Origin of the sequence: Photobacterium sp. GB-210, from assembly GCF_003026075.1 — a bacterium.
In the GTDB taxonomy this organism is placed as follows: domain Bacteria; phylum Pseudomonadota; class Gammaproteobacteria; order Enterobacterales; family Vibrionaceae; genus Photobacterium.
On the sequence record NZ_PYNU01000001.1, the window covers coordinates 39,996 to 66,052 of the forward strand.

The window sequence follows — 26,057 nt, forward strand, 5'->3', positions numbered from 1 at the left end:
AGGCAATTCGGTACCTTTAATCTTCTATTTGGCGGTATTTCAGCACGCTTTTAGTCAATATAGGCTAAGGAGAAACATCATGACTCAGCAAAAAGCACATTACGAAGCACTATTAGAAAAAGTAACAGAGACATTAAAGAATAGCCCACACGAGCTTAAGAAGTTTATTGAGACGACTGAACTGTATGGTAAAGCCGCCAGCGATATGACCAAAGATGAACTTGCACTGATCGAAGCATATTTAAAAAGTGATTTAAAAACATTCAGTGATGAAGTGAAAAATAGCCCTGAACCGTTCAAAGAAAGTCCATTCTATAAGTTAGTAAGTGAAACAGTATGGCGACACCTTGCTGAGATCACAGACAAAACACAATTAGAGTGGATTGAGGTGATGGATGATATTAAACATAAAGGAGTGTATCGCGCAGGTGAGCTGGTTGGACTTGGACATTTAGTTTGTGAAAAATGTGGTCATCAACAAACCATTACGCATGTGACTCGTATTGAGCCATGCATTAAGTGCGGTTGCGTAGAGTTTAATCGTCAGCCTTTAGAGCCTTAATCTTCGTATAGGGGATTAATGCAAAAAATAAAAACGCAGCGAATAGGCTGCGTTTTTTATTTTAGAATAAGTCATGACGCTTAGGCGTTAAAAATCGTCAGGGCGCTCGATAGTATCAACCACAACAGCAGAATCATCTTGGGGTTGAGTTAACGTTGCTGCTGGTTTTTGCTGTTTCTGTTTTGCTGGCTGCTGAAGCCCTTGGGGAACATCGTTATCGTAACCTTTTACTTTTCGCGTTGCTTCTGTCATCGGCTCGAAAGTGAACTTTTGTCCAGCCAGTGATGCTTCAACCATGGCACCGCCTTTCGTTTTGGTGAAAATGGCTACGCCATTGATGTAACTTTTTGTTGCATAGTTACCATTAGAGCCAGCACCGGCACCCGCGGTTCCCGCTTTTGCAGATGCGCCTTCATCTATGGCTACTGCTGATGCTTGGGCATCTAGCTCAAAGCTGCCGCTGACGAAATTGTCATAAGCACGTTTGTCTTGGAAAAACAGAATCTCGCTGTAAGCTTGCCCCCCGAATTGTAAGCCAATAGAAACTTGAAATAGTTTTGCAAATCCAGTGGCTTTATTCGCTTTAAAGACAACGCCCTTACCATAAGCACCACCAACCCAGAAGCCACCTTTACCGACAGATGGAAAAACCGCATAGCCATAGGCTGAGTTAAAGAAAGGTTGTGTTTGCGGTGATTGGTAAAAATGATCTAATGCGATTTTTGTATCGCTATCTTGTGCAAACACAGACGTTGAACTCAGCATTACGGCACAGGCACATAAGGTTACAAATAGTTTATGTATCGCTTTCATTATCCGATCCTTGTGGGTTGCGTAAGTACCAAGGGAAGCCTTACGAATCATAGGTTCTCATTATTAAGTGTTCTTTCTATATTTATTTTGTTATTCAACTCAACATACCATGAGCTGAAAAAAAAGGTGAAGTTTAAAGCTTCACCTTTTTGAGTATCTTATTCTATTTCTAATTGCCTTGTGTCACGGAAATGTCCACGTTGACGGCGGATAAGGATCCAAGATAACGCGAAAGCCCAGAAGCTATAGAAATATAAAGGCCAACTACCCATGGTAGTATAAGGTGTCATACCTATCGTTGGGATCACCGTTGCTTTTAGTACTCCAGTGACAAACTGAGGTAATTTTTTAGTGATCATCCCCTTATAATCAACGACCGCTGTAATACCTGTATTAGTTGCACGTAAGAGTGGTTTCCCCAATTCTAATGCGCGCATTTGGGCTATTTCCATATGTTGGAAAGGACCAATAGAGTGACCAAACCATGCGTCATTAGAAAGCGTTAGTAGCATTTCCGTGTGCTTGGTTATGTTCTCACGCATTTGCTCACTAAATGCCACTTCATAACATAATGCAGGTGCTATTGAATAGCCATGGGCTTGAATATTCGGTTGTATATAAGCACCACGGCTAAATGATGACATTGGCAAGTTAAACAACGGTGCAATAGGGCGCAATAAATTGCCAAACGGCACAAACTCACCAAATGGGAGTAAGTGATGCTTACTGTATCGTGTTGCTGTGTCGTAGTTATACGGACCATCAGCATCCACACCGAGAGTTAAGATATTATTGAAGAACTGACCATCAGGTTTTTGATCAAGAATACCGGTGATCACTGTACTGTTATGGGCACGGGCTGCATTATCTAAGCCTTGTAAAAAAACAGGAATATGTGCTTCGAGTGCAGGGATTGCAGCTTCAGGCCAAATAATAAGGTCGGATCCCCAGTTTTCACGGGTGAGATCCATATATTTCATCAAGGTTGGCCAACGTTGGCTCGGTAGCCATTTTTGGTCTTGAGGAATATTGCCTTGAATTAAAGCGACAGACACGCTGTGTTTATGATCAGGTTTCACCCATTGTGCTTTTCCTGCCCATAAAGACAAACCAATAATGACAATAGGGATCAGTAATGGTTTCCAATTACGGTAGGTTATCGCAGCAACAATCGCACCGGAAATAAGCACTAAGGCAAGGGTAATACCTTCAACGCCGAAGATTGGCGCAATAGCAGCCAAGGGAGTATCAATTTGGCTGTAACCCATCCATAACCATGGGAAGCCAGTAAATAGCCAACCACGTATCCAGTCTAAAATTAACCAGATCACAGGGCCTGTTAACAGTAGCTGGTGGAAAGGGCGAGTACGATTAAAGCGATTGTAGAGATAGCCATATAACGCAGGGTATAGTGCTAAGTAGCTGATCAGCAGTGTCATTAAGAAGACACTTGCAATCTTTGGCATACCACCAAAGTTATCTATACTCACGTGTACCCAGCTTATGCCAGTACCAAACATACCTAAACCGTAAAGAAAACCGATTAGGGCTGAACGTTTGGCTGTTTTATGTTGGAGTAAAAAGAAAAAAGCGATGAGAGATAATGGCGCGAGAAGCCAGTAGTTATAAGGTGCAAAAGAAAGTGTTGCAATTGCACCCGCAGGTACAGCTGCAAGCAGCTGTCCCCACGATAATAATGATTTTTTTGTCATTCTTTAAGAAGTAATAGTCGGTTGAAATGCTTCGTCAGGTACCGTTACTTGTAACTGGATAACACGACGGTTATCGGCAGAAGTCACTTTAAACGAGTAACCATTAACTTCAACAACTTCACCACGTGTTGGTAGGTGACCAAAGTTCATCATCACAAGTCCGCCGACAGTATCGACTTCTTCATCACAGAATGAGGTTTGGAATAGTTCATTGAAATCTTCAATGGTTGTCAGTGCTTTTACCGCAAAAGTATGTTTACTTAACTGACGGACATCTTGCTCTTCCTCGTCATCGAATTCATCTTCAATTTCGCCAACGATTTGTTCAAGAATATCTTCAATGGTGATAACGCCTGAAACACCACCAAACTCATCAACCACAATAGCCATGTGGTAACGTTCTTCACGGAACTCTTTTAATAGTCGGTCAACGCGCTTACTTTCCGGCACCACAACGGCGGGACGCAGCACTTTATCCATATCAAAAGGCTCGCTATCAGGAAGCAGATAACGCAGGAGATCTTTAGCAAGTAAGATACCTTCTACGTGGTCTTTATCATCACTGATAACTGGGTAACGAGAGTGTTGGGCTTCAACAATTAAATCAATCAGATCTTCTAACTTCTGAGAACGTTCAATCGTGATCATTTGCGAACGTGGGATCATGATGTCACGAACACGCATTTCAGAAATTTCCATAACACCCTCAAGCATATCGCGAGTGTCATGGTCGATTAGATCGTTTTCTTCTGAATCTCGAAAAACTTCAACCAATTCTTCACGGTTTTGTGGATCACCTTGAAATAGTTGGCCAATACGTTCAAAGAAGGACTTTCTACTCGGACCTTCAGATGTTGGAGAGTTATCTTCGTTCATTATTTACTTTCAGCAAATAGCTTGTCAGCTAAGTGGACGATGCCACGGAAATGCGATTCATCGTTGGATGAATCGCGATATAAATGATTACAGCTTCTCAGAAATATAAGGGTCAACAAATCCCATGTTTTGCATGATCTCTGTTTCCAAATTTTCCATTTCTTCAGCTTCTTCATCTTCAATATGATCATAACCTAGCAGATGGAGACTGCCATGTACAACCATATGTGCCCAGTGTGCTTTTAGGGGCTTATTTTGTTCAACGGCTTCTTTTTCTACAACTTGACGACAAATAATTAAATCGCCAAGCAGTTCCAATTCCATGCCAGGAGGCGCTTCAAATGGGAAAGATAACACATTTGTTGGACGATCTTTACCACGGTACTCGAGATTTAGTGCATGGCTCTCTTTTTCATCAACTAAACGGATCGTGACTTCTGCATCAGCTTGAAAAGGGATAACGGCTGCATTTAACCACTGTTGAAACTCCGCTTCTGTCGGTAACCCGTCCAGACTCTCAGTGGCGTGTTGTAAATCGAGGTAAATAGCCATTAATTACTCTTTTCTGATTCTATCTTTGCCGCAGTAGCGACGGCAACTAATGCCGCTTCTTTTGCTTCCTGCTCTGCTCGACGGCGTTGCTCTGCAAGCTTACGTTGTTTTTGGTCTTCGCTTTCCCATACTTCGTAAGCTTGAACAATACGTGCTACCACAGGATGTCGAACGACATCATCGGCTAAGAAGAAATTAAAGCTGATCTCATCAACTTCAGACAATACTTCAATAGCATGACGTAGCCCTGAACGTGCACCACGAGGTAGGTCAATTTGCGTCACATCACCTGTGATCACGGCACGAGAATTAAAACCAATACGAGTAAGGAACATTTTCATCTGCTCCACTGTAGTGTTTTGGCTTTCATCTAGAATAATAAATGCATCATTAAGGGTACGTCCACGCATATATGCTAATGGGGCAACTTCAATCACATTTCGTTCAATTAATTTTTCTACACGCTCGAAACCTAACATTTCAAATAGCGCATCATAGAGAGGACGTAAGTAAGGGTCGACTTTTTGGCTTAGATCGCCAGGAAGGAAACCTAACTTTTCCCCAGCTTCTACTGCTGGACGTGTTAATAGAATACGTCGGATCTCTTGACGTTCTAATGCATCAACGGCAGCGGCAACGGCAAGGTAGGTTTTACCTGTACCAGCAGGACCAATACCAAAGGTTATATCATGCGTCACCATATTGGCAATATATTGCGCTTGGTTAGGGGTACGCGGTTTAATTACACCTTTTTTGGTTTTGATGTGAATTTCTTTACCGTATGGGATAGAAGATTCTGTTGTTTGCTCTAATATGCCAGATTCTTTGATCGCAAGGTGGATTTGATCTGGTTCGATATCAGGAATAACGTTACGAACTGGCGCCGTATCAACGTAGAGATCTTTGATGATATTTGTCGCAGCCTCTACGGAATAGTTTTTTCCAACTACGCTAAAGTTATTGCTACGGTGATTAATTTCAACCCCTAATCGACGTTCTAATTGTTTGATATTATCGTCGAAAGGGCCACAAAGACTAGATAAACGTTGGTTATCAGCCGGCTCTAGTTGAAATTCTACAGTAATTATTTTGCTCAAGGTTTGCCTCTCATTAAGGCCGCCATGATGACGGCCATAGGTTCAGGGCAGGAGACGTACTCAGGTAAAACGTACATGCCTACCAATGTAGAGCAAGAGCTAACGGTTTACTCTGGTGTAAATACGCCTACACCCAATTCATTTTCTTTACGTGTTTTTGCCATCATTTCAGATGGTGACATTGCAACACGTAGATCCATTTCTGCTTCAGTACGTACTAATTCGCCACGTAGGGAGTTGGTAAATACATCAACAATTTTCACATCGACGAATTGACCAATTAAATCAGCAGAACCTTCAAAGTTTACGATTCGGTTGTTTTCAGTACGGCCACGCAGTTCCATCACGTTTTTACGTGAAGGACCTTCAACAAGGATACGTTGTTCTGTACCTAACATTTGACGCGCATGTCGCATTGCTTGGCTGTTTAGCTGTTGCTGTAGTGCGTATAAACGTTCTTTCTTCACTTCTTCAGACAAATCACAAGGGTAATCAGCTGCTGGTGTACCTGGACGTGGAGAGAAGATAAAGCTGTAACTAATATCAAAGTCGATTTCACGAATTAACTTCATCGTATCTTCGAAATCTTGATCCGTTTCACCAGGGAACGCGACGATAAAGTCTGAGCTCATTGTGATATCTGGGCGAACTTTACGCAATTTACGAATCTTAGATTTGTACTCTATTGCCGTATGAGGGCGTTTCATCATCGTCAGAATACGATCTGAACCACTTTGTACTGGTAAGTGTAAGTAGTTCACTAATTCTGGTGTATCTTTGTACACATCAATAATGTCATCAGTAAATTCAATAGGATGACTAGTTGTGTAACGAATACGGTCAATACCATCAATCGCAGCGACTAAACGCAGTAACTCGGCAAAGCTTGCTAGTTCTCCATCGTGCATTGGACCACGATAAGCATTTACGTTTTGTCCAAGTAGATTGACTTCACGAACGCCTTGTTCTGCAAGTTGTGCAATTTCAAACAGTACATCATCTAGTGGACGGCTCACTTCTTCACCGCGAGTATAAGGTACTACGCAGTAAGTACAGTATTTAGAACAACCTTCCATAATAGATACAAATGCTGTTGCGCCTTCAGCACGAGGCTCAGGCAAGCTATCGAATTTCTCAACTTCAGGGAAGGAGATATCCATAACGGTTTTTTCATTTGATTGTGAACGCTTAATCATCTCTGGCAAACGGTGCAGTGTTTGCGGACCAAAGATTACGTCAACATACGGTGCACGTTTACGAATCGAGTCACCTTCTTGCGTGGCTACACAACCACCGACACCGATCACAAGATCTGGCTTATTATCTTTTAATTTTTTCCAACGCCCTAGCTGATGGAAAACTTTCTCTTGTGCCTTCTCACGGATCGAGCAGGTGTTAAGTAGCACAACATCTGCTTCTTCTGGGATTTCGGTTAACTCAAAGCCATTAGCTGCATTAAGAAGATCTGCCATTTTAGATGAATCGTATTCGTTCATCTGGCAGCCCCAGGTTTTGATCAGCAGTTTCTTCGCCATCTCTAACTCTTCGCTCGTAGTGTTGATTTCATTACATTCAGATTACGGGCTGACAGGGGACATGATAGTCATCGCCTGTAGCAAGCCGCGTATTGTACTGCTTTAAACTCGCTCTGACCAGAACATCACCACCCTGAATAAATTGTGGGTTTATTCCAAGCTATGGGTAAAGATGGAATGATTTAAAAAGTGATTGTTCATTATAGACTTTATCGAGCGTTACCATACCAAGTTGGTGCATTTGACGGCGGATCCATAGAGTACGTTGATAGACGTAATTACTCATTGGTGATGCTTTTATCTTATATGGGTTTGGTAATACCGCAGCAAGCTGTGCAGCCTGTTGGATACTTAGTTGGCTGGCAGGTATATGGAAAAAGTGTTCACTTGCTGCTTCTACACCATAAATACCAGGACCGAATTCAATAATATTTAGGTAAACTTCAAGAATACGTTCTTTTCCCCAAACTATTTCCATCAATAAAGAGAAGTATAATTCGATACCTTTACGAATATATGAGTGAATTGGGAATAGAAACATATTTTTAGCCGCTTGCTGGCTAATCGTACTGGCTCCACGTACAGGCCCATTTTTACCTTCGTGTCTTAACACTGACAGTGTCGCTTGTATGTCAATGCCGTGATGCTCAGGAAAGGTTTGATCTTCTGAAGCAATCACCGCTAACTGCATATTTTTTGATATTTCATCTAAATTAACCCACTGATGTTGAGTGTGCGCAGGGTAACCTTGAGGTGGAAATAGTGTTCGGCTAATCTCCCATCCCCAAAATGGTGGATTAATAAACTTAAAAATAATCACGAGAAATATAGGAAACAAAAGTACAAATAAAAGAAATTTAGTAAAAAAACGTTTTAGCATGGTAAGACTGTTTCCTGATTATCAAAGTGATTGCACAATAAAAGAATGTTTATCTTAGTGACATTCCTTATATATTAAAATTTTTTATACAATTCGAGTTACTATGATGGTTTATTGGATTATAACCAAATAATGAGCCTGAACGTAATAGGTAGGTAAATAATGAAGCAGTATGATGTCATCGTTGCGGGTGGCGGTATGGTTGGGGCTGCAACCGCGCTTGGCTTAGCGAAGTTAGGTTTAGATGTTGCTGTATTAGAAGGCTTTGCCCCTCGACCTTTTGCAAACACACAACCGATGGATTTACGTGTTTCCGCAATTTCTCCTCATTCCGTTGCATTATTAGATCGGTTAGGCGCATGGAATGAGGTGCTCAACATGCGTTTGTGTCCTTTTAAACGATTGGAAACATGGGAAAATCCAGAATGTCGTACACGCTTTAATGCTGATGATATGGGATTAGATCAACTAGGCTATATTGTTGAAAATCGCCTGTTGCAACTTGCGCTTTGGCAGCAATTCGACAATATCGAGAACTTGACGTTATATTGCCCATCAAAAATGGTTTCAACAACATCGATTGAAAATGGCTATATCGTTGAGCTAGAAAATACTCAACAGCTACAGTGTCGATTATTAATTGGTGCCGATGGTGCTAATTCTCAAGTACGCCAACAAGCCGGTATTGGTATTACTGCGTGGGATTACCGTCAACACTGCATGCTCATTAATATAGAAACAGCATTGCCGCAACAAGATATTACTTGGCAGCAGTTTACGCCAGCAGGCCCTCGTTCATTCTTACCGTTGCCAGGACATCAAGGTTCATTAGTATGGTATGACAGCCCTGAACGTATTCGACGCCTATCACATATGACTACCGAACAGTTGCATGCAGAGATCTCTGCCGTTTTTCCTGAAGAGCTTGGTGAGTTCAGTGTGGTTGATCATGGATCTTTTCCATTAACGCGTCGTCACGCACAAACCTATTACAAGCCAAATGTCGTTTTATTAGGTGATGCTGCTCATACGATTAATCCATTAGCAGGCCAAGGTGTGAATCTTGGCTTTAAAGATGTTGATGTTTTACTTCAAGAAATAGAAGCGGCAGGTGAGCATTGGGCGGAAAGTTCGGTACTTGATAAGTACCAACGTCGTCGTCGTCCTGATAACCTTATAATGCAAACAGGGATGGATTTTTTCTATGTGACATTTAGTAATAACATCACGCCATTAAAGTTTATTCGTAATGCAGGACTTCGTTTAGCTGATGGGGCTGGCGGCATTAAAAAACAAGTATTGAAATACGCGATGGGTCTTTAGTTAAAGATTTTGCTATTTTTATAACGAAATGCAGAAAGCCGAGAGACATGATCTATCGGCTTTTTCTTTATCTAATAATATATCGCTAGATAAAAGAAAACCCACTCAAAGAGTGGGTTTCTAGTGTATGGTGCGGAAGGAGAGACTTGAACTCTCACACCTTGCGGCGCCAGAACCTAAATCTGGTGCGTCTACCAATTCCGCCACTTCCGCATGATTAATCGTCGAGACAATCAATCTTAAATAATGGCAGGTCTACCTGGATTCGAACCAGGGAATGGCGGCATCAAAAGCCGCTGCCTTACCGCTTGGCGATAGACCTACAGCGCTTGTTTACACAAGACTTTTCACAAACTAGAGAGAATGGTGCGGAAGGAGAGACTTGAACTCTCACACCTTGCGGCGCCAGAACCTAAATCTGGTGCGTCTACCAATTCCGCCACTTCCGCATATTGTCAGTTACAAATAACTGTTGTTTCTCTAGTTGTATAATTTAAATCAGTAATTGGTAAAAAGCTGATTTAAAGAATAAATGGTGGCTACGACGGGATTCGAACCTGTGACCCCATCATTATGAGTGATGTGCTCTAACCAACTGAGCTACGTAGCCAACATAGAATACTGAATTTCATCAATACTCTTAAATAATGGCAGGTCTACCTGGATTCGAACCAGGGAATGGCGGCATCAAAAGCCGCTGCCTTACCGCTTGGCGATAGACCTACTAGTGCTTTTTAAAAGCATCTCTCAACGCTATTGAGAGAATGGTGCGGAAGGAGAGACTTGAACTCTCACACCTTGCGGCGCCAGAACCTAAATCTGGTGCGTCTACCAATTCCGCCACTTCCGCATGTTATCAGTTTCTAGAACCGATATTCAATTTTAACGTGAAAATTGAATGGTGGCTACGACGGGATTCGAACCTGTGACCCCATCATTATGAGTGATGTGCTCTAACCAACTGAGCTACGTAGCCATTTTCCGTTTTTTAACACTGATTCTTAACGAATCACTGTGTCGGGAACGGGGCGCATTATGCTCATACCAGCGAAAACCGTCAATAGTTTTTTTAAATATATCGTCAAAATTCGTTTGTTCGGCGCATATTTGGGCGATGTGTGCGAATGACAAACTGAAATTACGATTGTCAGCTTAAAACTTCAAAAAATGTGAACACTATCAAGTTATTTATATTGCTAACAAATAAGTGAAATTTATATTTAGATGAAAATAAGCCAGCTAATAAAGCTGGCTTATAGAATTTGTAAAATTAGCGGCTAAGCTACAAATTACACGTTAAAACGGAAATGAACAACATCACCGTCTTTAACAATGTACTCTTTACCTTCTAGACGCCATTTACCTGCTTCCTTAGCACCTGACTCACCACCGAAATTGATGTAATCGTCATAGCCAATAACTTCTGCACGAATAAAGCCTTTTTCGAAGTCCGTGTGGATAACACCCGCTGCTTTTGGTGCTGTTGCACCGACAGGGATTGTCCATGCTCGCACTTCTTTAACACCTGCTGTAAAGTAAGTCTGAAGAGACAATAGCTGATAACCTGAACGGATAACACGGTTAAGACCTGGTTCTTCGATACCCATATCGGCAAGGAACTCTTCACGATCTTCATCATCCAGTTCAGCGATCTCTGATTCCATTGCCGCACATACTGGAACAACAACCGCATTTTCTTCAGTTGCACGTGCAATAACTTTGTCAAGGAATGGGTTATTTTCAAAACCGTCTTCATTAACATTAGCGATGTACATGGTTGGCTTAAGCGTTAAGAAGTGTAGGTAATCGATCGCTGCTTTTTCTTCTTTTGTCAGCTCAAGTGCACGTAGCATGCCACCTTCAGTTAGGTGAGGAAGCATCTTCTCTAGTACTTTGATTTCAAACTTAGCATCGTTATCACCGCCTTTTGCGCGTTTAGCTAAACGCTGGATTGCGCGTTCACACGTATCTAAGTCTGCCATCGCAAGCTCAAGGTTGATGATATCCATGTCTTCTAACGGATCGATACGGCCAGCAACGTGGACAATATTATCGTTTTCGAAACAACGAACAACGTGGCCAATAGCATCTGTTTCACGGATGTTAGCTAGGAATTTATTACCTAGACCTTCACCTTTAGATGCACCAGCAACAAGACCCGCGATATCAACAAACTCCATCGTCGTTGGCATAATTCGTTCTGGATTTACGAATACTGCCAATGCATCCATACGTGGATCAGGAACAGGTACTACACCTGTGTTTGGTTCAATAGTACAGAACGGGAAGTTTGCTGCTTCAATGCCTGCTTTTGTTAAGGCGTTGAATAGAGTTGACTTACCAACGTTTGGTAGACCTACGATACCGCATTTAAAACCCATGGTTTAAAACCCTTTTGGTGATTATTCTGTGTAACAACTCAACTATAGTACGAATGACTGTATCTATAGCGGCAAAATAGTACGCGAAAATGTGTGGCTATTCTGCTTTGAATGTATGTAGGCGATTTTGCGCCTTTGTTAAGCCGTCTTTAAGTAAGATATCAATGCAGCGAACAGATTCATCTACTGCAGCATCAATCAATTCTTGCTCTTTAGCAGGTGCTTTTCCAAGTACGTAGCCTGCGACTTTGTTTTTATCGCCTGGATGACCGATAGCGATCCTCAGACGATAGAAATCTTTATTGTTGCCCATTTTACTAATGATATCGCGAAGACCATTATGTCCGCCATGACCACCACCTTTTTTAAATTTCGCAACACCGGGTGGTAAATCTAATTCATCGTGAGCAACTAAAATTTCTTCGGGTTTGATTTGGAAGAAGTTAGCTAACGCAGCAACCGACTTTCCTGACAGATTCATAAAAGTCGATGGGATCAATAGGCGAAGATCTTGTCCATTGGCTGTAATTCTTCCTGTTAAACCAAAATACTTGGGATCAGGGCGAAGGGTTACATTGTGGACGCGCGCTAATTCTTCAACGACCCATGCACCGGCATTATGGCGGGTGTTGGCGTACTCTTGACCCGGGTTAGCGAGGCCAACAAGCAAACGAATATTATTACTCACGTTTATCTCTCTTGTCATTTACCAGTAACTTAGCAGGTTGCACCTGAAATTATAGTGACAATGAGTTACTGGGTGTTGGGCTCAAAACGCGCCATATATTATATTAAATTAACTAAAATTGATATGGCTCTTCGTAGTCACTGTTTTTGCTGGCTAGACAAAAGAAAACGCCTCGCTATTGCGAGGCGTTAAATATCTTATTCGGTTAAATTAAGGCAACCTAACCGAGTGAGCAAATTAGTGCTCAAACATTGCTGAAATTGATTCTTCGTTGCTAATGCGGCGAATAGCTTCAGCTAGCATACCTGACAGTGTTAATACTGATACTTTACCCGTCGCTTCAATTTCTTTTGTTAGCGTAATTGAGTCTGTAACGATAATTTCATCGATAACAGATTCACGGATATTCTCTAGTGCACTACCTGAAAATACTGGGTGAGTAGCGTATGCAAATACACGTTTTGCACCACGCTCTTTTAGCGCTTCTGCTGCTTTACATAGGGTACCGCCTGTATCGATCATGTCATCAACGATGATACAGTCACGACCTTCAACGTCACCGATTAGGTGCATGACTTGAGATACGTTTGCACGTGGACGACGCTTATCGATGATAGCGATATCTGTGTCATCAAGTAGTTTTGCAATAGCACGAGCACGGACAACACCACCGATGTCTGGTGATACCACAACAGGATCTTGAAGATCTTTGGCTAGCATGTCTTCTAGAAGAACTGGGCTACCAAATACGTTATCTACAGGAACATCGAAGAAGCCTTGGATTTGCTCAGCGTGTAGGTCAACAGTAAGAACACGGTCAACACCCACATTAGAAAGGAAATCAGCAACTACTTTTGCAGTGATTGGTACACGAGCAGAGCGAACGCGGCGATCTTGGCGAGCATAACCAAAGTATGGAATTACTGCTGTAATACGGCCAGCTGAAGCGCGGCGTAGTGCATCGATCATAACAACCAGTTCCATTAGGTTGTCGTTCGTTGGTGCACAAGTTGATTGGATAATGAATACGTCGCTACCACGTACGTTTTCATTAATTTGTACACATACTTCACCATCGGAGAAACGGTTAACCGTTGCATCTCCCAATGAAATATAAAGACGATCAGCGATGCGTTGGGCTAGTTCTGGTGTTGCGTTACCAGCAAACAGCTTCATATCAGGCACGGTGTAAACCTCAGGTTGCGTCCAAGTTGTAATTACTGACAATCCGTAGAATGTGCGGCTAAGGTTGTCATAAGAGGAGACGTGTTGACACCTTTTGCGACAAATCCGTGGAGCCAGTCAGGTAAAATTTTCAAAATTGCGTTGGCTTCTTCCTGCGTATTAAACTCCGAAAATACACAAGCGCCAGTGCCGGTCAATCTTGATGGCGCGTATTCTAACAGCCACGAAAGCGCCTGATCAACCTCGGGATTAAGACTTCTTACAATTTTCTCGCAATCGTTTTCGTAAACTCCACGTAACAGTGCATCTAGGCTACGTTTTTTAGTATTACGCGGAAGTTCTGGATGGGTGAAAATATCGACAGTTGCAATGCTAATATCAGGCTTTGCGATTAAAAACCATTTTTCTTGCGGTTCTGCCGGTTGCAGTTTTTCACCAATACCTTCGGCAAATGCGCTAGTACCACGGACAAAAACAGGGACATCAGCACCTAATTTAAGACCAATATCTGCTAATTCATCAACCGATAGCTGGGTTTGCCAAAGATGATTGAGGGCGACTAATGCTGTGGCTGCATTAGAGGAGCCACCACCAAGACCACCTCCCATAGGAAGGATCTTATCAATATGAATATCGGCTCCTAAGTCACAATGTGAGGCTTGACGAAGTGCATTTGCAGCGCGATAAATCAGGTTATCTTCGGTTTTAACTCCTTCAATTGCAGGCGTTAAATTAATTTGGTTATCACGACGTGGCGTGATGGTTAAAGTATCGCCATAATCGACAAACTGAAACAGCGTCTGTAAATCATGGTAGCCATTTGGACGTTGGCCTGTAATGTATAAAAATAAATTCAGTTTTGCTGGCGCTGGCCATTGGCTCGCGACACCAAAAGGGATGTATTGACTCATGCAATGCTCGTCTATTTTGAGTAATCGAAAATGCTTTGCTGTTTAATTTGCTAACCAGTTAGAGATTTTTATTTTAATTTTGAGTTTGCCTTGGTTTAGTACCATTTGTGTGGGTAAGGCAGGGCTTTGATCATTATACGTGTTGTAGTGCATTTCCCATACTTGACCATCAATCTCTTTGGCGAGATAAGCGACTTGATCATTTTTGTTTAGCTGATAAGTATCAGCAGCCGTCGGTAAACCAATTAGCCAATCGCGCATTTGTGATAGGGGTAATTCGATTCCTGTTAATTGCTTCACTAATTGCGCAGCATCAGTGCCATGATAGGTTTTACCATCAGGATCGATGAGTGTTACGTTGCCTGGCTCTGCATTGAGATTAAGGACGGTTTTGTACATTTTTGTTAAGATTAACTGGTATTTATCAGCATGATTTTTCCAGTTAAAGGTGAGAGATATGCGTTGCTCAGGGCTTAAATAGCCAAACACACCTTTCGCTTGATAATCGGTGAGGTGTTTTAATTGGGCTTGATGGATTTCCCAATCGACTTTTGCGGTGCTTTTGGGCGTTTGCGCACAGCCAGATAATAAGGAAAATGTAATAGCAATAAAGGCTAAATTACGTAATCTCATGATGAAAGCTCGTAATAAGAATGAGCAAAAACAATAACGATTATTTTAATTAAAGCCAAATATTAAGCAAAAATAAGGGGTAAATTAGGCAAATAAGGCAATAAAAATGCAGTCATTATTGATTGATTACGTCAGCTACCTTTTATTAAGTCAGGGCATCAAGTAAAATCCCCTCCTTAGATTTTTTCACTGGCGAAGTGGGTACACCGTCTCCATGACCTTGCTTGCATTAGGAATCAACCATAAAACAGCTTCTGTTGATTTACGCGAAAAAGTAGCTTTTTCTCCTGAAAAGCTATCTTTGGCGTTGCAGCAGCTGAAAAACCACCCTGAGGTATTAAGTGGGGTTATAGTATCTACCTGTAACCGTACTGAAGTTTACTGTGAGATTTCACAGTCAGGGCCGGGTGTGATCATTGACTGGTTGACCAAATTTCATCAGATCACAGCCGAAGAACTGATGCCAAGCCTGTACTTTCATGAAGAGCAAGCGGCAGCACGTCATTTAATGCGTGTTGCTTGTGGCCTTGATTCGTTAGTATTGGGCGAGCCGCAAATCCTAGGACAGGTGAAGCAGTCTTATTCGGAATCAAAAGACAACGAAGCAGTAGGTGGCACCTTAGAAAAGCTGTTTCAAAAAACCTTTACAGTAGCGAAACGCGTACGTACTGAAACGGACATTGGCGGCAATGCTGTCTCTGTAGCTTATGCGGCGTGTTCTTTAGCGCGACAAATTTTTGAGTCTTTATCGGGTGCTACTATTTTACTTGTTGGTGCAGGCGAAACAATTGAACTTGTTTCTCGCCATGTCGTTGAACAAGGTTGTAATAGTTTGATTGTTGCTAACCGTACGCGTGAGAGAGCAGAAGGCATTGCACAAGAGTTTGGTGCTGAAGTGATCAGTCTTGAAGAAATTCCTGATCACCTCCATCGCGCTGATATTGTTATTAGTTCAACCGCAAGCCCATTGCCGATTGTTGGTAAAGGGATGGTTGAAATGGCATTAAAACAACGTCGTCATCAACCTATGCTGTTGGTGGATATTGCTGTGCCTAGAGATATAGAACAACAAGTTGGCGAATTGAACGATGCTTACTTATATTCTGTTGATGATCTTCACTCGATTGTAGAGAAGAACCGTGAGCAGCGTAAGGTCGCAGCGATTCAAGCTGAAGCCATTATAAGTGAAGAAAGCGCTGTGTTTATGCAGTGGTTACGCTCACTTGAAGCAGTTGATAGTATTCGAGATTATCGTCAATTTGCCGAACAAATTAAACAGGAGCTACTACAGCGTAGTCTCCAAGCCATTGCTAATGGTACCGAGCCTGAAAAGGCGTTAGCAGAGCTCAGTAACAAACTTACCAATAAGCTTATCCATGCACCAACCAAGGCTATGCAGCAGGTCGCAAAAAATGGCGAATCTGAAAAATTAGCTGTGATTCGTGAAGCACTCGGTCTGGATTCCTATAACGATTAGTAGTTGATCGCCTTTGGCTTTCGCTCAGCACTATTAGAAGATTATGAAGCAATCAATTTTAGTTAAATTAGAAACTCTTGTTGAACGTTACGAAGAAGTTCAACATCTCCTCGGTGATCCAAGTGTTCTTGCGGATCAAAACCGCTTTCGTGCGTTATCAAAAGAATATTCTCAGCTAGAAGAAGTGACTAAGTGTTTTCAAGCTTACCAACAAGCAAAAGAAGATTTAGTGGCTGCTGAAGAAATGGCGCAGGAAGACGATGCAGAAATGCGTGAAATGGCACAAGAAGAGATCAAAGAAGCCAAAGCTGAAATTGAACGCTTAGCTGATGAACTTCAGGTGCTATTGATTCCTAAAGATCCTAACGATGATCGTAACTGTTTTGTCGAAATCCGCGCAGGTGCGGGTGGTGATGAAGCGGGTATCTTTGCGGGTGATCTTTTCCGTATGTACAGCAAATATGCTGAACGTCGTGGCTGGCGTATCGAGATCATCAATGAAAACCGCTCAGAACAAGGCGGTTACAAAGAGATGATCGCAAAAGTGAACGGCGATGGTGCTTACGGTATTTTGAAATTTGAGTCAGGCGGTCACCGCGTTCAGCGTGTTCCTGCAACAGAATCTCAAGGTCGTGTACATACTTCAGCTTGTACTGTTGCGGTATTACCTGAAATTCCAGAAGCGGAAATTCCAGAAATCAATGCTGGCGATTTACGTATTGATACCTTCCGTTCATCAGGTGCGGGTGGTCAGCACGTTAACACCACCGACTCTGCAATCCGTATTACTCACTTACCAACAGGTATTGTTGTTGAGTGTCAGGATGAGCGCTCACAGCATAAAAACAAAGCAAAAGCGATGTCGGTACTTGCTGCTCGTATTATCAAAGCAGAAGAAGAGAAACGTCATGCTGAAGAAGCGAGCACACGTCGTAACCTACTAGGTTCAGGTGATCGTTCTGATCGTATTCGTACTTACAACTACCCACAAGGTCGTGTTTCTGATCACCGTATTACACTGACACTTTACCGCTTAAATGAAGTGATGGAAGGTGATTTAGATGCATTGATCCAACCGGTATTTACTGAATACCAGGCGGATCAGTTAGCTGCGATGTCTGAGCAAAACTAATGCCTCAAAGCATTGAATATTTGCTAAAGCAAACCACTGAACAACTAGCAAGTGCGGGCTCTGAGAGTCCGCAACTTGATAGCGTTGTTTTGCTATGTCATGCGCTTGATAAGCCACGCAGTTATTTATTAACGTGGCCTGAAAAGCAACTAGATGATGAGCAATATAATTTTTTTCAGCAGTTACTTGCACGCCGCCGAAATGGTGAGCCTATCGCATATATTGTTGGTGAGCGTGAATTTTGGTCACTGCCATTAAAAGTCTCACCTTCAACCTTAATCCCTCGTCCTGATACTGAGCGTTTGGTTGAACTTGCATTAGATAAAATCACAAGCGCTACTACCAAAGTATTGGATTTAGGAACCGGAACCGGTGCGATTGCACTGGCGATTGCTTCTGAGTGTCCAAGTCTTCAGGTTACAGGCATTGACTTACGTCAAGAAGCGGCTGAGCTTGCGCATGAAAATAGCCAACGTTTATCAATATTAAATACCCGATTTTTAGCGGGAAGTTGGTATTCACCATTACAAGACAATGATGTGTTTGAGCTAATTGTGAGTAATCCGCCTTACATTGATCAGGCCGATCCCCATTTAGTTCAAGGCGATGTCCGCTTTGAACCAAAGAGTGCATTAGTTGCTGATGATAATGGCTTAGCTGATATCCGTATTATTAGCGCGCAAGGACGCAAACACTTAACAGTAGGTGGTTGGTTGTTAATGGAGCATGGCTTCGAACAAGGTTCGGCTGTAAGAACTATTTTAGAACAGTTGGGTTATCAACAAGTATCTACCAGTCAAGACTATGCAGGGCTCGATCGTGTCACGATGGGCTGCTGGCAAGGAGAATTATAATTATGTATATGGCAATGAAACATCTTCATTTAGTGGCAATCGCACTCAGTGTTTTACTGTTTGTGACTCGCTACATCATGATGATGGCAAACTCATCACTTTTAAATAAAAAGTTTTTCAAGATCACTCCCCATATTGTTGACACTGTGCTTTTAGCAAGTGGTGTGGCATTAATTTTTATTACAGGATTTATGCCTTTTACGGCTGGTAATAGTTGGTTAACTGAAAAGTTAACTTGTGTACTCGCTTACATCGCCCTTGGTTATGTCACACTGCATATGGGTAAAAATAAAGTCTTTAAGACATTTGCCTTTTTAGGCGCATTGGGCTGGGTATTTCTGGCTGCGCAATTGGCGGTAACGAAAACGCCAATTTTAGGTTAAGTTAGGTTATATCATGATGCTGTTTAATGAAGACGAATTAAATTCGCGGCCATTAGTTTATGGTGCTATTGATATGATGAAGGACATCGTGCCTGAATTTCCAACCCAGTGGGTGGAGTTAAAGTTATCTCAATTAGCGCAGGAAGCTGAGCAAACATTAATGGAAGAAGTTAATCCTCGTTTACGGTTAGAGGGGCTGTTACGCCTTTTTTATCGAGAGTGGGGATTTCAAGGCGATCACCAACAATACTTTTCGTCAGATAATGCATTCTTAGATAAAGTACTGGAGCGTCGAAAGGGGATCCCTGTAAGCCTTGGTGCTTTATTTCTTTATTTATCTCAGCACCTTGATCTGCCGATTGAAAGCGTAGGCTTTCCGACCCAGTTTCTATTAAAAGCGACATGGTCTGAAAGCGATGTTCAGTATATTAATCCGTTTGATGGTGAGTTTGTTAGCACGCATATATTACGTAGCTGGTTGATTGGTCACCGTGGTCCATTTACTGAACTTAAACCTGAATACCTTAAAACGCAGCAGAATCATGAAATTTTAACGCGTTGGTTAACGGTTATGAAAAGTGCACTTCTTCGTGAAGAGCATTTTACGGATGCTTTACGTTGTAGTGATCTTGCGCTGGTATTTAGCCCAGGCGATCCCCATGAGATCCGTGACCGAGGCTATATTTATCAACAGCTTGACTGTAATCACGCTGCAGCGATGGATTACTCATACTTTATTGAGCAATGCCCAGAAGATCCAGCCGCTGATTTACTTAAAACTCAAGTAGAGACGCTCTTTGATGAGCCTCTGATTCTACACTAGAAGAGAACAACAAATATGATGGAACAAAAAACTGTTCGCATTGGCGATATTGATGTTGCAAATGATAAGCCATTTGTTTTATTTGGTGGCATGAATGTGCTTGAGTCTCGCGACTTAGCGATGCAAATGTGTGAGCACTACGTGAAGGTCACTGAGAAATTAGGTATTCCTTACGTATTTAAAGCTTCTTTTGATAAAGCTAACCGTTCATCTGTTCATTCATACCGTGGTCCTGGTATGGAAGAAGGTTTAAAAATCTTTCAAGAGCTAAAAGATACGTTTGGTGTGAAAATTATCACTGATATTCACGAGAAAGAGCAGGCACAACCTGTTGCTGATGTGGTTGATGTGATTCAGCTTCCAGCGTTTCTGGCTCGTCAAACTGATCTTGTTGAAGCAATGGCAAAAACAGGCGCTGTGATTAATGTGAAAAAACCACAGTTCATGAGCCCTGGTCAAGTCGGTAACATTGTTGAGAAATTCGCTGAGTGTGATAATCACAATGTGATCTTATGTGAGCGTGGTGTATTGCACGGTTACGATAACTTAGTGGTTGATATGCTTGGTTTTGATGTAATGAAAAAAGCATCAAAGGGTAGCCCAATCATCTTTGATGTGACACATGCGCTGCAGTGTCGTGATCCACTAGGTGCGGCTTCTGGTGGTCGTCGTGAGCAAACCGTTGATCTAGCTCGCTCTGGTATTGCAACGGGTATTGCGGGCCTATTTATGGAAGCACACCCAACGCCAGATCTCGCGCTTTGTGATGGTCCATCAGCATTCCCACTCGATAAGCTAGAACCGTTTTTAGCACAAATTAAACAGCTTGATGATTTGATTAAGAGCTTTGCTCCAATTGAAGTGAACTAAGTCTTTCATTTAGATTTTAAAGCCCAGAGAGTATAAATCACTGGGCTTTTTTATTGCCGATAACGAACTGAATGATTATTTTGTGTGATAAATATTCAATATATGAAAAGTTAATAAATCCACAAAAACGATATTTAATTCTTATTTTTTAAGTGATATGTGAAGTTATATATTGTTATTTGTTAGTATTGCAGTTCTCATGCTTATTGGGTATTAGTTATCCAGTGTGATATGTGTCTCGCTTGTTTTGAAACTTAAAGATCGTAGTTTCATACTTATAGCCGATTTTATTTGGTTAGAGAGTTACTTGTGTCATTAACAACAATCCAAGCGCACCCCGAAAAAGAGAGCACAGCACATCCTTCTAAATGGACACAGCATGACACCCGTTGGATGTTAAGTTTGTTTGGCACATCGGTCGGGGCGGGTATTTTATTTTTACCTATCAATATTGGCTCAGGTGGATTCTGGTCACTGGTTATAATGGCATTATTAGCAGGACCTATGACATTTTGGGCTCATCGTGGATTAGCGCGTTTTGTTTTATCATCATCATCTTCTGACGCTGATTTTACCGATGTAGTTGAAGAGCATTTTGGTTCCCGTTACGGACGCTTAATTTCAGTCCTGTATTTTCTTTCTATCTTTCCTATTTTACTCATTTATGGTGTCGGCCTAACCAATACCGTTGATAGTTTTATTGTCCATCAATTAGGTTGGCAAGCGCCGTCACGGGTGTTGTTATCAGGCGGATTAGTCTTCTTGATGATCACTGTGATGCTTGCGGGTGAAAAAGCGATGCTTAAAGCGTTTGAAGTGATTGTCTACCCACTGGCATTTATTCTGACGGGCATTTCTATTTACCTGATCCCAAGCTGGCATGTACCTAATCTTAACTTCTCTCAAAGTATTACTGAATTTAGCTCATCGTTATGGTTATCAATACCAGTTGTTGTTTTTGCTTTTAGTTATACGCCTGTCGTTTCTGGCTTTGTGAATGCTCAACGTCGTCAGTATGGCGATCATGCACATCGAAAATCAGAAACAATCTTAAAGCGTACCTCAATGATGTTGATTACTTTTGTTTTGTTCTTTGTGTTCTCTTGCGTGCTAAGTTTATCCCCTGAGCAGTTACAGCATGCAAAAATGGATAACGTGTCAGTGTTATCTTATTTAGCGAACGTTAAAGACAGTCACTTTATTATGTTGCTAGGCCCTTTAATTGCTTTTATTGCAATTACGTCATCGTTTTTAGGGCACTTTATGGGCGCACGTGAAAGCTTCAATGGCATTGTAGCGAAACAAACATCACTGCCATTAAAAACCATCGACAAGGTTGGGGTAGTGATCATGTTCTTCTCTATTTGGTTTGCTGCTGTTATGAACCCAAGTATTTTAGGGATGATGGAAGCGTTATCAGGCCCTGTGATTGCGATGATACTTTTTATTATGCCAATGCTTGCGGTATATCGAATTGAAAGTCTGAAAATGTACCGAGGTAAAATCAGTACTTGGTTTATTTTATTGATGGGATGTTTAGCAGTCGCGGCGATTATTTTTAGCTTAGTGTAAACATTTACTTGATAGCTGGTTTAAATTGGTTTCTAAAATAAAGGCTTGCGTTATACGCAAGCCTTTTTGTTTATTTAGCAGTATCAGGCTTTATAATTTAAAGCGGTTGATTTCTTGCTGCAGTTCATAAGAGAGCTCTGATAATTCAGCGGCTTGTTTTGCGGCTTCATTAGCTTCAACAGCCAACTCGTTTGAGACATCACGGATCCCTTCGGTATTGCGCGTGATCTCTGATGTCACTGATGATTGCTCTTCGGCAGCAGAGGCTATTTGGGTTGCCATATCATTGATGTTATTAACAGCATTGGTAATTTGCGCCAAACTAGCAGAAGCAGAGCTTGCATCATCAACACTGGTTTCAGATAGGTGACGACTATCTTCCATTATCCCAACCGCTTGCCCTGTGGTTTGTTGTAGCGTTTCAATCATTTGCTGAATTTCTTGGGTCGAGGCATGGGTACGTTGACTTAATACTCGTACTTCATCTGCAACAACCGCAAATCCACGACCTTGTTCGCCAGCACGTGCAGCTTCAATCGCGGCGTTTAATGCCAGCAAGTTAGTTTGCTCTGCAATGCCTTGGATAGTTGAAAGAATCGTATTGATACTTTGGGCATGGCTATTAAGATCGCTAATCACTGTCGTTGCCGTTTCAACTTCTTGCGCCAAACTAGAAATAGATTGTTGGCTTTGATTGACCTGAGTAGCACCATGATTAGATGCCATCACAGTTTCTTCTGCTGTTCGTGCTGTATTCTCAGCGTTAGAGGCAATTTCTTTGGTTGCCGCTGCCATTTCGTTAATAGCAGTTGCGACCATATTGATTTCATCTTGTTGATGCTGGATACGGGTACTACGTTCTTCTGCTTGGGTTGCCGTTAAATGTGACTGTTGACTGAGAGATTGAGATACATGGTTTAAACGTGCCACCATTTGATGCATGTTGCCAACAAACTGGTTGAAGTTATTGGCGAGTTGGCCCACTTCATCATTGCTCTTTGGCTCAATACGTTGAGTTAGATCGCCTTCACCACTGGCGATTTCTGCCAGCGCGTTTGATACGCGATCTAAATCGCGGAACAAGAAGTTAACTAACCATGCCACTGTAGTAATGACTAACAGTGCAATAACCGCAGCGGTAAGAAGGAGCTTATAAAGCAATGCTTTATGGCTGGCTTCCTCGGTTTTTTTATCCATGTTGAGTGCTAATATCCAGTCAGTATGAGGGATGTTAGCAAAATAAAGTAGTTTAGGCTGATCGTTAATGGTCAGGTTAGTCAGTGCATTATTATGAATTTGCTGCTCAATATAATTAATAGAAAGCGCGTTGCTATAACGTGAAATAGGTTGTAGCAATAGCTGCTGATCGGGGTGAGCGATAAATGTGGCGTCTTTTTTATTGATCAACATAGCAAATGCATTTTGACCAACATTCAAATTGACGATGTCGTCGATTAATTGGGTGATCAATATATCAGCGCCGATAACACCGATAAAAGTGGAATTATCATAAACAGGTTTGGCGATGGTCACCATTTTAGCTTTAGTTAAGGTGTCCATATACGGTGACGATATGATGGTTTCATTCGCTTTTTGTGCTTGTTGGTACCAAGGACGGGTACGTGGATCTACCTGAGATAAATCACGTTCAGCAAAAGAGCTAGTGGCGATACCTGCGGTGCTGCCGAAGTAAATATCTTCAAATTGACCCGCTAAACGGGCTTGCTTTAAAGAGGGGATCGTAGCAATGTCAGGATTGTTAATTGTTACTGAGTCAATAATATTGGTACGAATATTTACCCAGTCACCCACACTGCTGCTAACAGCCTCGGTTAGGCTACTTGCTCGAGCGTAAAGATCACGTTTAGCTTGAGTATCAATTTGATTAGCAGAGAGCCAAGTGAGTGCAGTCGCCATCACTAAAACTGCCGATAAACTCGCGACAATAAGTTTTTGTTTTAATGTTAACTGCATTATATATCCCTAAAATCCAGTAAATGTTAGCAGATTTTAGCGGTTGTTTATCATTGATGCACCTTAAATAATGGAATTGTTATTAGTGTTACTGAATTGAGTGATGACCGTTCCATTTTTTGTGCTTTTACTACAAAATAAGCGTTTTTCTTGTCATAAAACACAAGAAATAAACTGAACTTGACTGAATATGTAATTTAGTTACATATCTTTTGGATGTTTAGACGTCTAGATGTTGACACTGTGAGCGCATCCCTTTAGTCTTGGAATGAATGTATAAATAGAACTTTAGTCGTCGCCATGCCAAATATAGATAAAAAAAATCAAACCATTTCACCTTCTGCATTAGCACTCTTACCCTTGGGTATTTTTTTAGCTTTATTCATTGGTGTAGGTACTTACCTTACGATGCAAGGGGTTGATTTTGCTTTTTATCAATTACCTTCACCTGTCGCAGCTTTGCCTGCTGTTGTTGTTGCGATTTTATTAAGTAAAGAAAAACTGAATAAAGCGATAGAGCAATTTATCCGCGGTGTGGGTCATAGTGACATTATCGCAATGTGTATGATTTACCTATTGGCAGGCGCTTTTGCTTCTGTTGCTAAAGCGTCGGGTGGGGTCGATGCAACGGTTAACCTTGGTTTATCACTTATTCCTGCAAGCATGATTTTACCCGGTATCTTTGTGATCTCTGCTTTTATTGCTACTGCAATGGGAACATCTATGGGGACGATTGCAGCAGTAGCCCCCGTCGCATTAGGCATTGCGCATGCGTCTGGTATGGATGTCGCATTAACTGCTGGTGTGGTTCTTAGTGGGGCAATGTTTGGTGATAATCTTTCAATTATTTCTGATACCACAATCGCAGCAACGCGATCACAAGGCTGTCAGATGAAAGATAAATTCCGTGAAAACATTAAAATCGCCTTACCTGCTGCAATTGCCGCTATTTTATTATTTGCGTTTAATAGCTCGGTTACACAATTGCCTGAAACAGCACCTATTGAGTGGTTAAAAGTCATTCCTTATATCACTATCTTGGTGCTCGCAGTCTCTGGGGTTAATGTGTTTGTTGTTCTATCTGTCGGTATTTTACTGGCTGGTGGTGTCGGTCTAACATCTGCTGCTGATTATAGTTTTACCAGTTTTGGCAAAGATATTTATGGTGGTTTTAGCAATATGCAGGAAATCTTCCTGCTCTCTATGTTGATTGGTGGTATTAGTGAATTAATGCGCCAACAAGGTGGACTCGCTTTCTTAACTCAAAGTATCAGTCGTGTGATTAATGTATTTAGCAAAAAACATCAGTCATCTGAAAATTTACGGGCGAGTGAGTTTGGTATTGCTAGTCTTGTGAGCTTGACTAACTTATGTACGGCAAATAATACTGTTGCGATTATTGTATCAGGCGGTGTTGCACGTGAACTGGCTGATGAAAATGGGGTTACACCACGTCGTTCCGCGAGTTTACTCGATATTTTCTCGTGTGTAATTCAAGGTGTTTTACCATACGGAGCGCAAGCGTTACTCCTTGGTTCTGTTTTTGAGTTATCACCATTAGATGTTGTTGCGCACTCTTATTACTGTTTCTTCTTAGCTCTTTCTGCCATTGTTGCGATTATGTTGAAACACCCTAGTCGAAAATTGGCGAAAGTATAATGTGATATCTATCACTATAAAGTAGTGTTGAGCATAACTGTTTGAAAAAAGCCCAGTATTTACTGGGCTTTTTTGTGCTTGGGTGTGACATAAACAAGAGTTTTAAAAGACGAAAAGTGATCCTGTTAACAAAAATTTAAAATGGAAAATTCATACGTATTTATT

General features: G+C 41.7%; 23 protein-coding genes and 7 tRNA genes. 10 read left to right on the forward strand and 20 right to left on the reverse strand.

The features are described from left to right. Positions 1-79 precede the first annotated feature (79 nt). A complete protein-coding gene (locus tag C9J38_RS00210; RefSeq protein WP_107205372.1) occupies positions 80-562 on the forward strand; it encodes a zinc ribbon-containing protein in 483 nt (160 codons plus the stop codon). A gap of 87 nt (positions 563-649) precedes the next feature. On the opposite strand, the gene C9J38_RS00215 is transcribed toward C9J38_RS00210, so the two are convergent. The 7 genes from C9J38_RS00215 to mtgA all read right to left on the reverse strand — a co-directional run bounded on the left by C9J38_RS00215 (position 650) and on the right by mtgA (position 8,027). Continuing rightward, entirely contained in the window at positions 650-1,375 is a 726-nt protein-coding gene (locus C9J38_RS00215) for a YSC84-related protein (RefSeq protein ID WP_107205373.1), read from the reverse strand. 158 nt (positions 1,376-1,533) lie between these two features. Beyond that, positions 1,534-3,087: an apolipoprotein N-acyltransferase gene (gene lnt / locus C9J38_RS00220; RefSeq protein ID WP_107205374.1), complete on the reverse strand. Its 1,554-nt coding sequence runs from the start codon at positions 3,085-3,087 to the stop codon at positions 1,534-1,536. Between the two features lie 3 nt (positions 3,088-3,090). Beyond that, on the reverse strand, positions 3,091-3,963 hold the full coding sequence (gene corC / locus C9J38_RS00225; RefSeq protein ID WP_107205375.1) for a CNNM family magnesium/cobalt transport protein CorC: 873 nt from the start codon (positions 3,961-3,963) through the stop codon (positions 3,091-3,093). An 87-nt stretch (positions 3,964-4,050) separates the two neighbouring features. Continuing rightward, positions 4,051-4,515 (reverse strand): rRNA maturation RNase YbeY, encoded by a 465-nt coding sequence (ybeY, locus tag C9J38_RS00230; protein ID WP_107205376.1) that lies wholly within the window; start codon positions 4,513-4,515, stop codon positions 4,051-4,053. Beyond that, positions 4,515-5,612, reverse strand: a complete 1,098-nt coding sequence (locus tag C9J38_RS00235; RefSeq protein ID WP_107205377.1) for a PhoH family protein — start codon at positions 5,610-5,612, stop codon at positions 4,515-4,517. The genes ybeY and C9J38_RS00235 overlap by 1 nt, the downstream gene beginning before the upstream one ends. Before the next feature lie 107 nt (positions 5,613-5,719). Then, positions 5,720-7,147 (reverse strand): tRNA (N6-isopentenyl adenosine(37)-C2)-methylthiotransferase MiaB, encoded by a 1,428-nt coding sequence (miaB, locus tag C9J38_RS00240; RefSeq protein WP_107205378.1) that lies wholly within the window; start codon positions 7,145-7,147, stop codon positions 5,720-5,722. 160 nt (positions 7,148-7,307) lie between these two features. Then, entirely contained in the window at positions 7,308-8,027 is a 720-nt protein-coding gene (gene mtgA, locus C9J38_RS00245) for a monofunctional biosynthetic peptidoglycan transglycosylase (protein WP_107205379.1), read from the reverse strand. A 162-nt stretch (positions 8,028-8,189) separates the two neighbouring features. Here mtgA and C9J38_RS00250 point away from each other — a divergent pair, with 162 nt between their 5' ends. Next, on the forward strand, positions 8,190-9,350 hold the full coding sequence (locus C9J38_RS00250) for a 2-octaprenyl-3-methyl-6-methoxy-1,4-benzoquinol hydroxylase (RefSeq protein ID WP_107205380.1): 1,161 nt from the start codon (positions 8,190-8,192) through the stop codon (positions 9,348-9,350). A gap of 128 nt (positions 9,351-9,478) precedes the next feature. Here C9J38_RS00250 and C9J38_RS00255 read toward each other — a convergent pair. The 12 genes from C9J38_RS00255 to lolB form a co-directional block, all read right to left on the reverse strand. Next, positions 9,479-9,563: transfer RNA gene (locus tag C9J38_RS00255), tRNA-Leu, on the reverse strand. A 34-nt stretch (positions 9,564-9,597) separates the two neighbouring features. Beyond that, positions 9,598-9,672 (reverse strand) — tRNA-Gln (locus C9J38_RS00260). A gap of 42 nt (positions 9,673-9,714) precedes the next feature. Beyond that, positions 9,715-9,799: transfer RNA gene (locus C9J38_RS00265), tRNA-Leu, on the reverse strand. A gap of 84 nt (positions 9,800-9,883) precedes the next feature. Continuing rightward, positions 9,884-9,960, reverse strand: a tRNA-Met gene (locus tag C9J38_RS00270). 38 nt (positions 9,961-9,998) lie between these two features. Next, positions 9,999-10,073, reverse strand: a tRNA-Gln gene (locus C9J38_RS00275). A gap of 42 nt (positions 10,074-10,115) precedes the next feature. Next, positions 10,116-10,200, reverse strand: a tRNA-Leu gene (locus C9J38_RS00280). A gap of 49 nt (positions 10,201-10,249) precedes the next feature. Continuing rightward, a tRNA-Met gene (locus C9J38_RS00285) sits at positions 10,250-10,326 on the reverse strand. Positions 10,327-10,639: 313 nt separating this feature from the next. Further along, complete coding sequence (gene ychF / locus C9J38_RS00290) at positions 10,640-11,731, reverse strand: redox-regulated ATPase YchF (RefSeq protein ID WP_107205381.1); 1,092 nt, start codon at positions 11,729-11,731, stop codon at positions 10,640-10,642. Positions 11,732-11,828: 97 nt separating this feature from the next. Continuing rightward, positions 11,829-12,419 carry an aminoacyl-tRNA hydrolase gene (gene pth / locus C9J38_RS00295; RefSeq protein WP_045153818.1) on the reverse strand — a complete coding sequence of 197 codons (591 nt, stop codon included), beginning with the start codon at positions 12,417-12,419 and terminating at the stop codon, positions 11,829-11,831. 237 nt (positions 12,420-12,656) lie between these two features. Next, on the reverse strand, positions 12,657-13,604 hold the full coding sequence (locus C9J38_RS00300) for a ribose-phosphate pyrophosphokinase (protein WP_005370023.1): 948 nt from the start codon (positions 13,602-13,604) through the stop codon (positions 12,657-12,659). Positions 13,605-13,636: 32 nt separating this feature from the next. Continuing rightward, complete coding sequence (gene ispE, locus C9J38_RS00305) at positions 13,637-14,515, reverse strand: 4-(cytidine 5'-diphospho)-2-C-methyl-D-erythritol kinase (RefSeq protein WP_107205382.1); 879 nt, start codon at positions 14,513-14,515, stop codon at positions 13,637-13,639. Between the two features lie 42 nt (positions 14,516-14,557). Next, positions 14,558-15,148 carry a lipoprotein insertase outer membrane protein LolB gene (lolB, locus tag C9J38_RS00310; protein WP_107205383.1) on the reverse strand — a complete coding sequence of 197 codons (591 nt, stop codon included), beginning with the start codon at positions 15,146-15,148 and terminating at the stop codon, positions 14,558-14,560. Between the two features lie 214 nt (positions 15,149-15,362). On the opposite strand from lolB, the gene hemA reads away from it, so the two are divergent. The 7 genes from hemA to C9J38_RS00345 all read left to right on the forward strand — a co-directional run bounded on the left by hemA (position 15,363) and on the right by C9J38_RS00345 (position 22,259). Then, a complete protein-coding gene (gene hemA / locus C9J38_RS00315) occupies positions 15,363-16,625 on the forward strand; it encodes a glutamyl-tRNA reductase (protein ID WP_107205384.1) in 1,263 nt (420 codons plus the stop codon). 43 nt (positions 16,626-16,668) lie between these two features. Beyond that, entirely contained in the window at positions 16,669-17,757 is a 1,089-nt protein-coding gene (gene prfA / locus C9J38_RS00320; protein ID WP_107205385.1) for a peptide chain release factor 1, read from the forward strand. Next, positions 17,757-18,611: a peptide chain release factor N(5)-glutamine methyltransferase gene (gene prmC, locus C9J38_RS00325; RefSeq protein WP_107205386.1), complete on the forward strand. Its 855-nt coding sequence runs from the start codon at positions 17,757-17,759 to the stop codon at positions 18,609-18,611. The genes prfA and prmC overlap by 1 nt, the downstream gene beginning before the upstream one ends. A gap of 2 nt (positions 18,612-18,613) precedes the next feature. Continuing rightward, positions 18,614-18,994, forward strand: coding sequence for a SirB2 family protein (locus C9J38_RS00330; RefSeq protein WP_107205387.1), 381 nt, complete (start codon positions 18,614-18,616; stop codon positions 18,992-18,994). Positions 18,995-19,007: 13 nt separating this feature from the next. Continuing rightward, positions 19,008-19,817: a SirB1 family protein gene (locus C9J38_RS00335; protein ID WP_039872581.1), complete on the forward strand. Its 810-nt coding sequence runs from the start codon at positions 19,008-19,010 to the stop codon at positions 19,815-19,817. Positions 19,818-19,832: 15 nt separating this feature from the next. Then, complete coding sequence (kdsA, locus tag C9J38_RS00340; protein ID WP_005369997.1) at positions 19,833-20,687, forward strand: 3-deoxy-8-phosphooctulonate synthase; 855 nt, start codon at positions 19,833-19,835, stop codon at positions 20,685-20,687. Between the two features lie 309 nt (positions 20,688-20,996). Continuing rightward, positions 20,997-22,259 carry an HAAAP family serine/threonine permease gene (locus C9J38_RS00345; protein WP_107205388.1) on the forward strand — a complete coding sequence of 421 codons (1,263 nt, stop codon included), beginning with the start codon at positions 20,997-20,999 and terminating at the stop codon, positions 22,257-22,259. A 90-nt stretch (positions 22,260-22,349) separates the two neighbouring features. Here C9J38_RS00345 and C9J38_RS00350 read toward each other — a convergent pair whose 3' ends face one another. Beyond that, positions 22,350-24,233, reverse strand: coding sequence for a methyl-accepting chemotaxis protein (locus tag C9J38_RS00350; RefSeq protein WP_107205389.1), 1,884 nt, complete (start codon positions 24,231-24,233; stop codon positions 22,350-22,352). A 300-nt stretch (positions 24,234-24,533) separates the two neighbouring features. On the opposite strand from C9J38_RS00350, the gene C9J38_RS00355 reads away from it, so the two are divergent. After that, positions 24,534-25,892, forward strand: coding sequence for a Na+/H+ antiporter NhaC family protein (locus C9J38_RS00355; RefSeq protein WP_107205390.1), 1,359 nt, complete (start codon positions 24,534-24,536; stop codon positions 25,890-25,892). Positions 25,893-26,057: the final 165 nt, after the last annotated feature.

Bases quoted from the DNA above. Each gene is read 5' to 3' on its own strand.
- C9J38_RS00210 (WP_107205372.1), top strand. From the start codon at position 80: ATGACTCAGCAAAAAGCACATTACGAAGCACTATTAGAAAAAGTAACA.
- C9J38_RS00215 (WP_107205373.1), bottom strand. From the start codon at position 1,375: ATGAAAGCGATACATAAACTATTTGTAACCTTATGTGCCTGTGCCGTA.
- lnt (WP_107205374.1), bottom strand. From the start codon at position 3,087: ATGACAAAAAAATCATTATTATCGTGGGGACAGCTGCTTGCAGCTGTA.
- corC (WP_107205375.1), bottom strand. From the start codon at position 3,963: ATGAACGAAGATAACTCTCCAACATCTGAAGGTCCGAGTAGAAAGTCC.
- ybeY (WP_107205376.1), bottom strand. From the start codon at position 4,515: ATGGCTATTTACCTCGATTTACAACACGCCACTGAGAGTCTGGACGGG.
- miaB (WP_107205378.1), bottom strand. From the start codon at position 7,147: ATGGCGAAGAAACTGCTGATCAAAACCTGGGGCTGCCAGATGAACGAA.
- mtgA (WP_107205379.1), bottom strand. From the start codon at position 8,027: ATGCTAAAACGTTTTTTTACTAAATTTCTTTTATTTGTACTTTTGTTT.
- C9J38_RS00250 (WP_107205380.1), top strand. From the start codon at position 8,190: ATGAAGCAGTATGATGTCATCGTTGCGGGTGGCGGTATGGTTGGGGCT.
- ychF (WP_107205381.1), bottom strand. From the start codon at position 11,731: ATGGGTTTTAAATGCGGTATCGTAGGTCTACCAAACGTTGGTAAGTCA.
- ispE (WP_107205382.1), bottom strand. From the start codon at position 14,515: ATGAGTCAATACATCCCTTTTGGTGTCGCGAGCCAATGGCCAGCGCCA.
- lolB (WP_107205383.1), bottom strand. From the start codon at position 15,148: ATGAGATTACGTAATTTAGCCTTTATTGCTATTACATTTTCCTTATTA.
- hemA (WP_107205384.1), top strand. From the start codon at position 15,363: ATGACCTTGCTTGCATTAGGAATCAACCATAAAACAGCTTCTGTTGAT.
- prfA (WP_107205385.1), top strand. From the start codon at position 16,669: ATGAAGCAATCAATTTTAGTTAAATTAGAAACTCTTGTTGAACGTTAC.
- prmC (WP_107205386.1), top strand. From the start codon at position 17,757: ATGCCTCAAAGCATTGAATATTTGCTAAAGCAAACCACTGAACAACTA.
- C9J38_RS00330 (WP_107205387.1), top strand. From the start codon at position 18,614: ATGTATATGGCAATGAAACATCTTCATTTAGTGGCAATCGCACTCAGT.
- C9J38_RS00335 (WP_039872581.1), top strand. From the start codon at position 19,008: ATGATGCTGTTTAATGAAGACGAATTAAATTCGCGGCCATTAGTTTAT.
- kdsA (WP_005369997.1), top strand. From the start codon at position 19,833: ATGATGGAACAAAAAACTGTTCGCATTGGCGATATTGATGTTGCAAAT.
- C9J38_RS00350 (WP_107205389.1), bottom strand. From the start codon at position 24,233: ATGCAGTTAACATTAAAACAAAAACTTATTGTCGCGAGTTTATCGGCA.
- C9J38_RS00355 (WP_107205390.1), top strand. From the start codon at position 24,534: ATGCCAAATATAGATAAAAAAAATCAAACCATTTCACCTTCTGCATTA.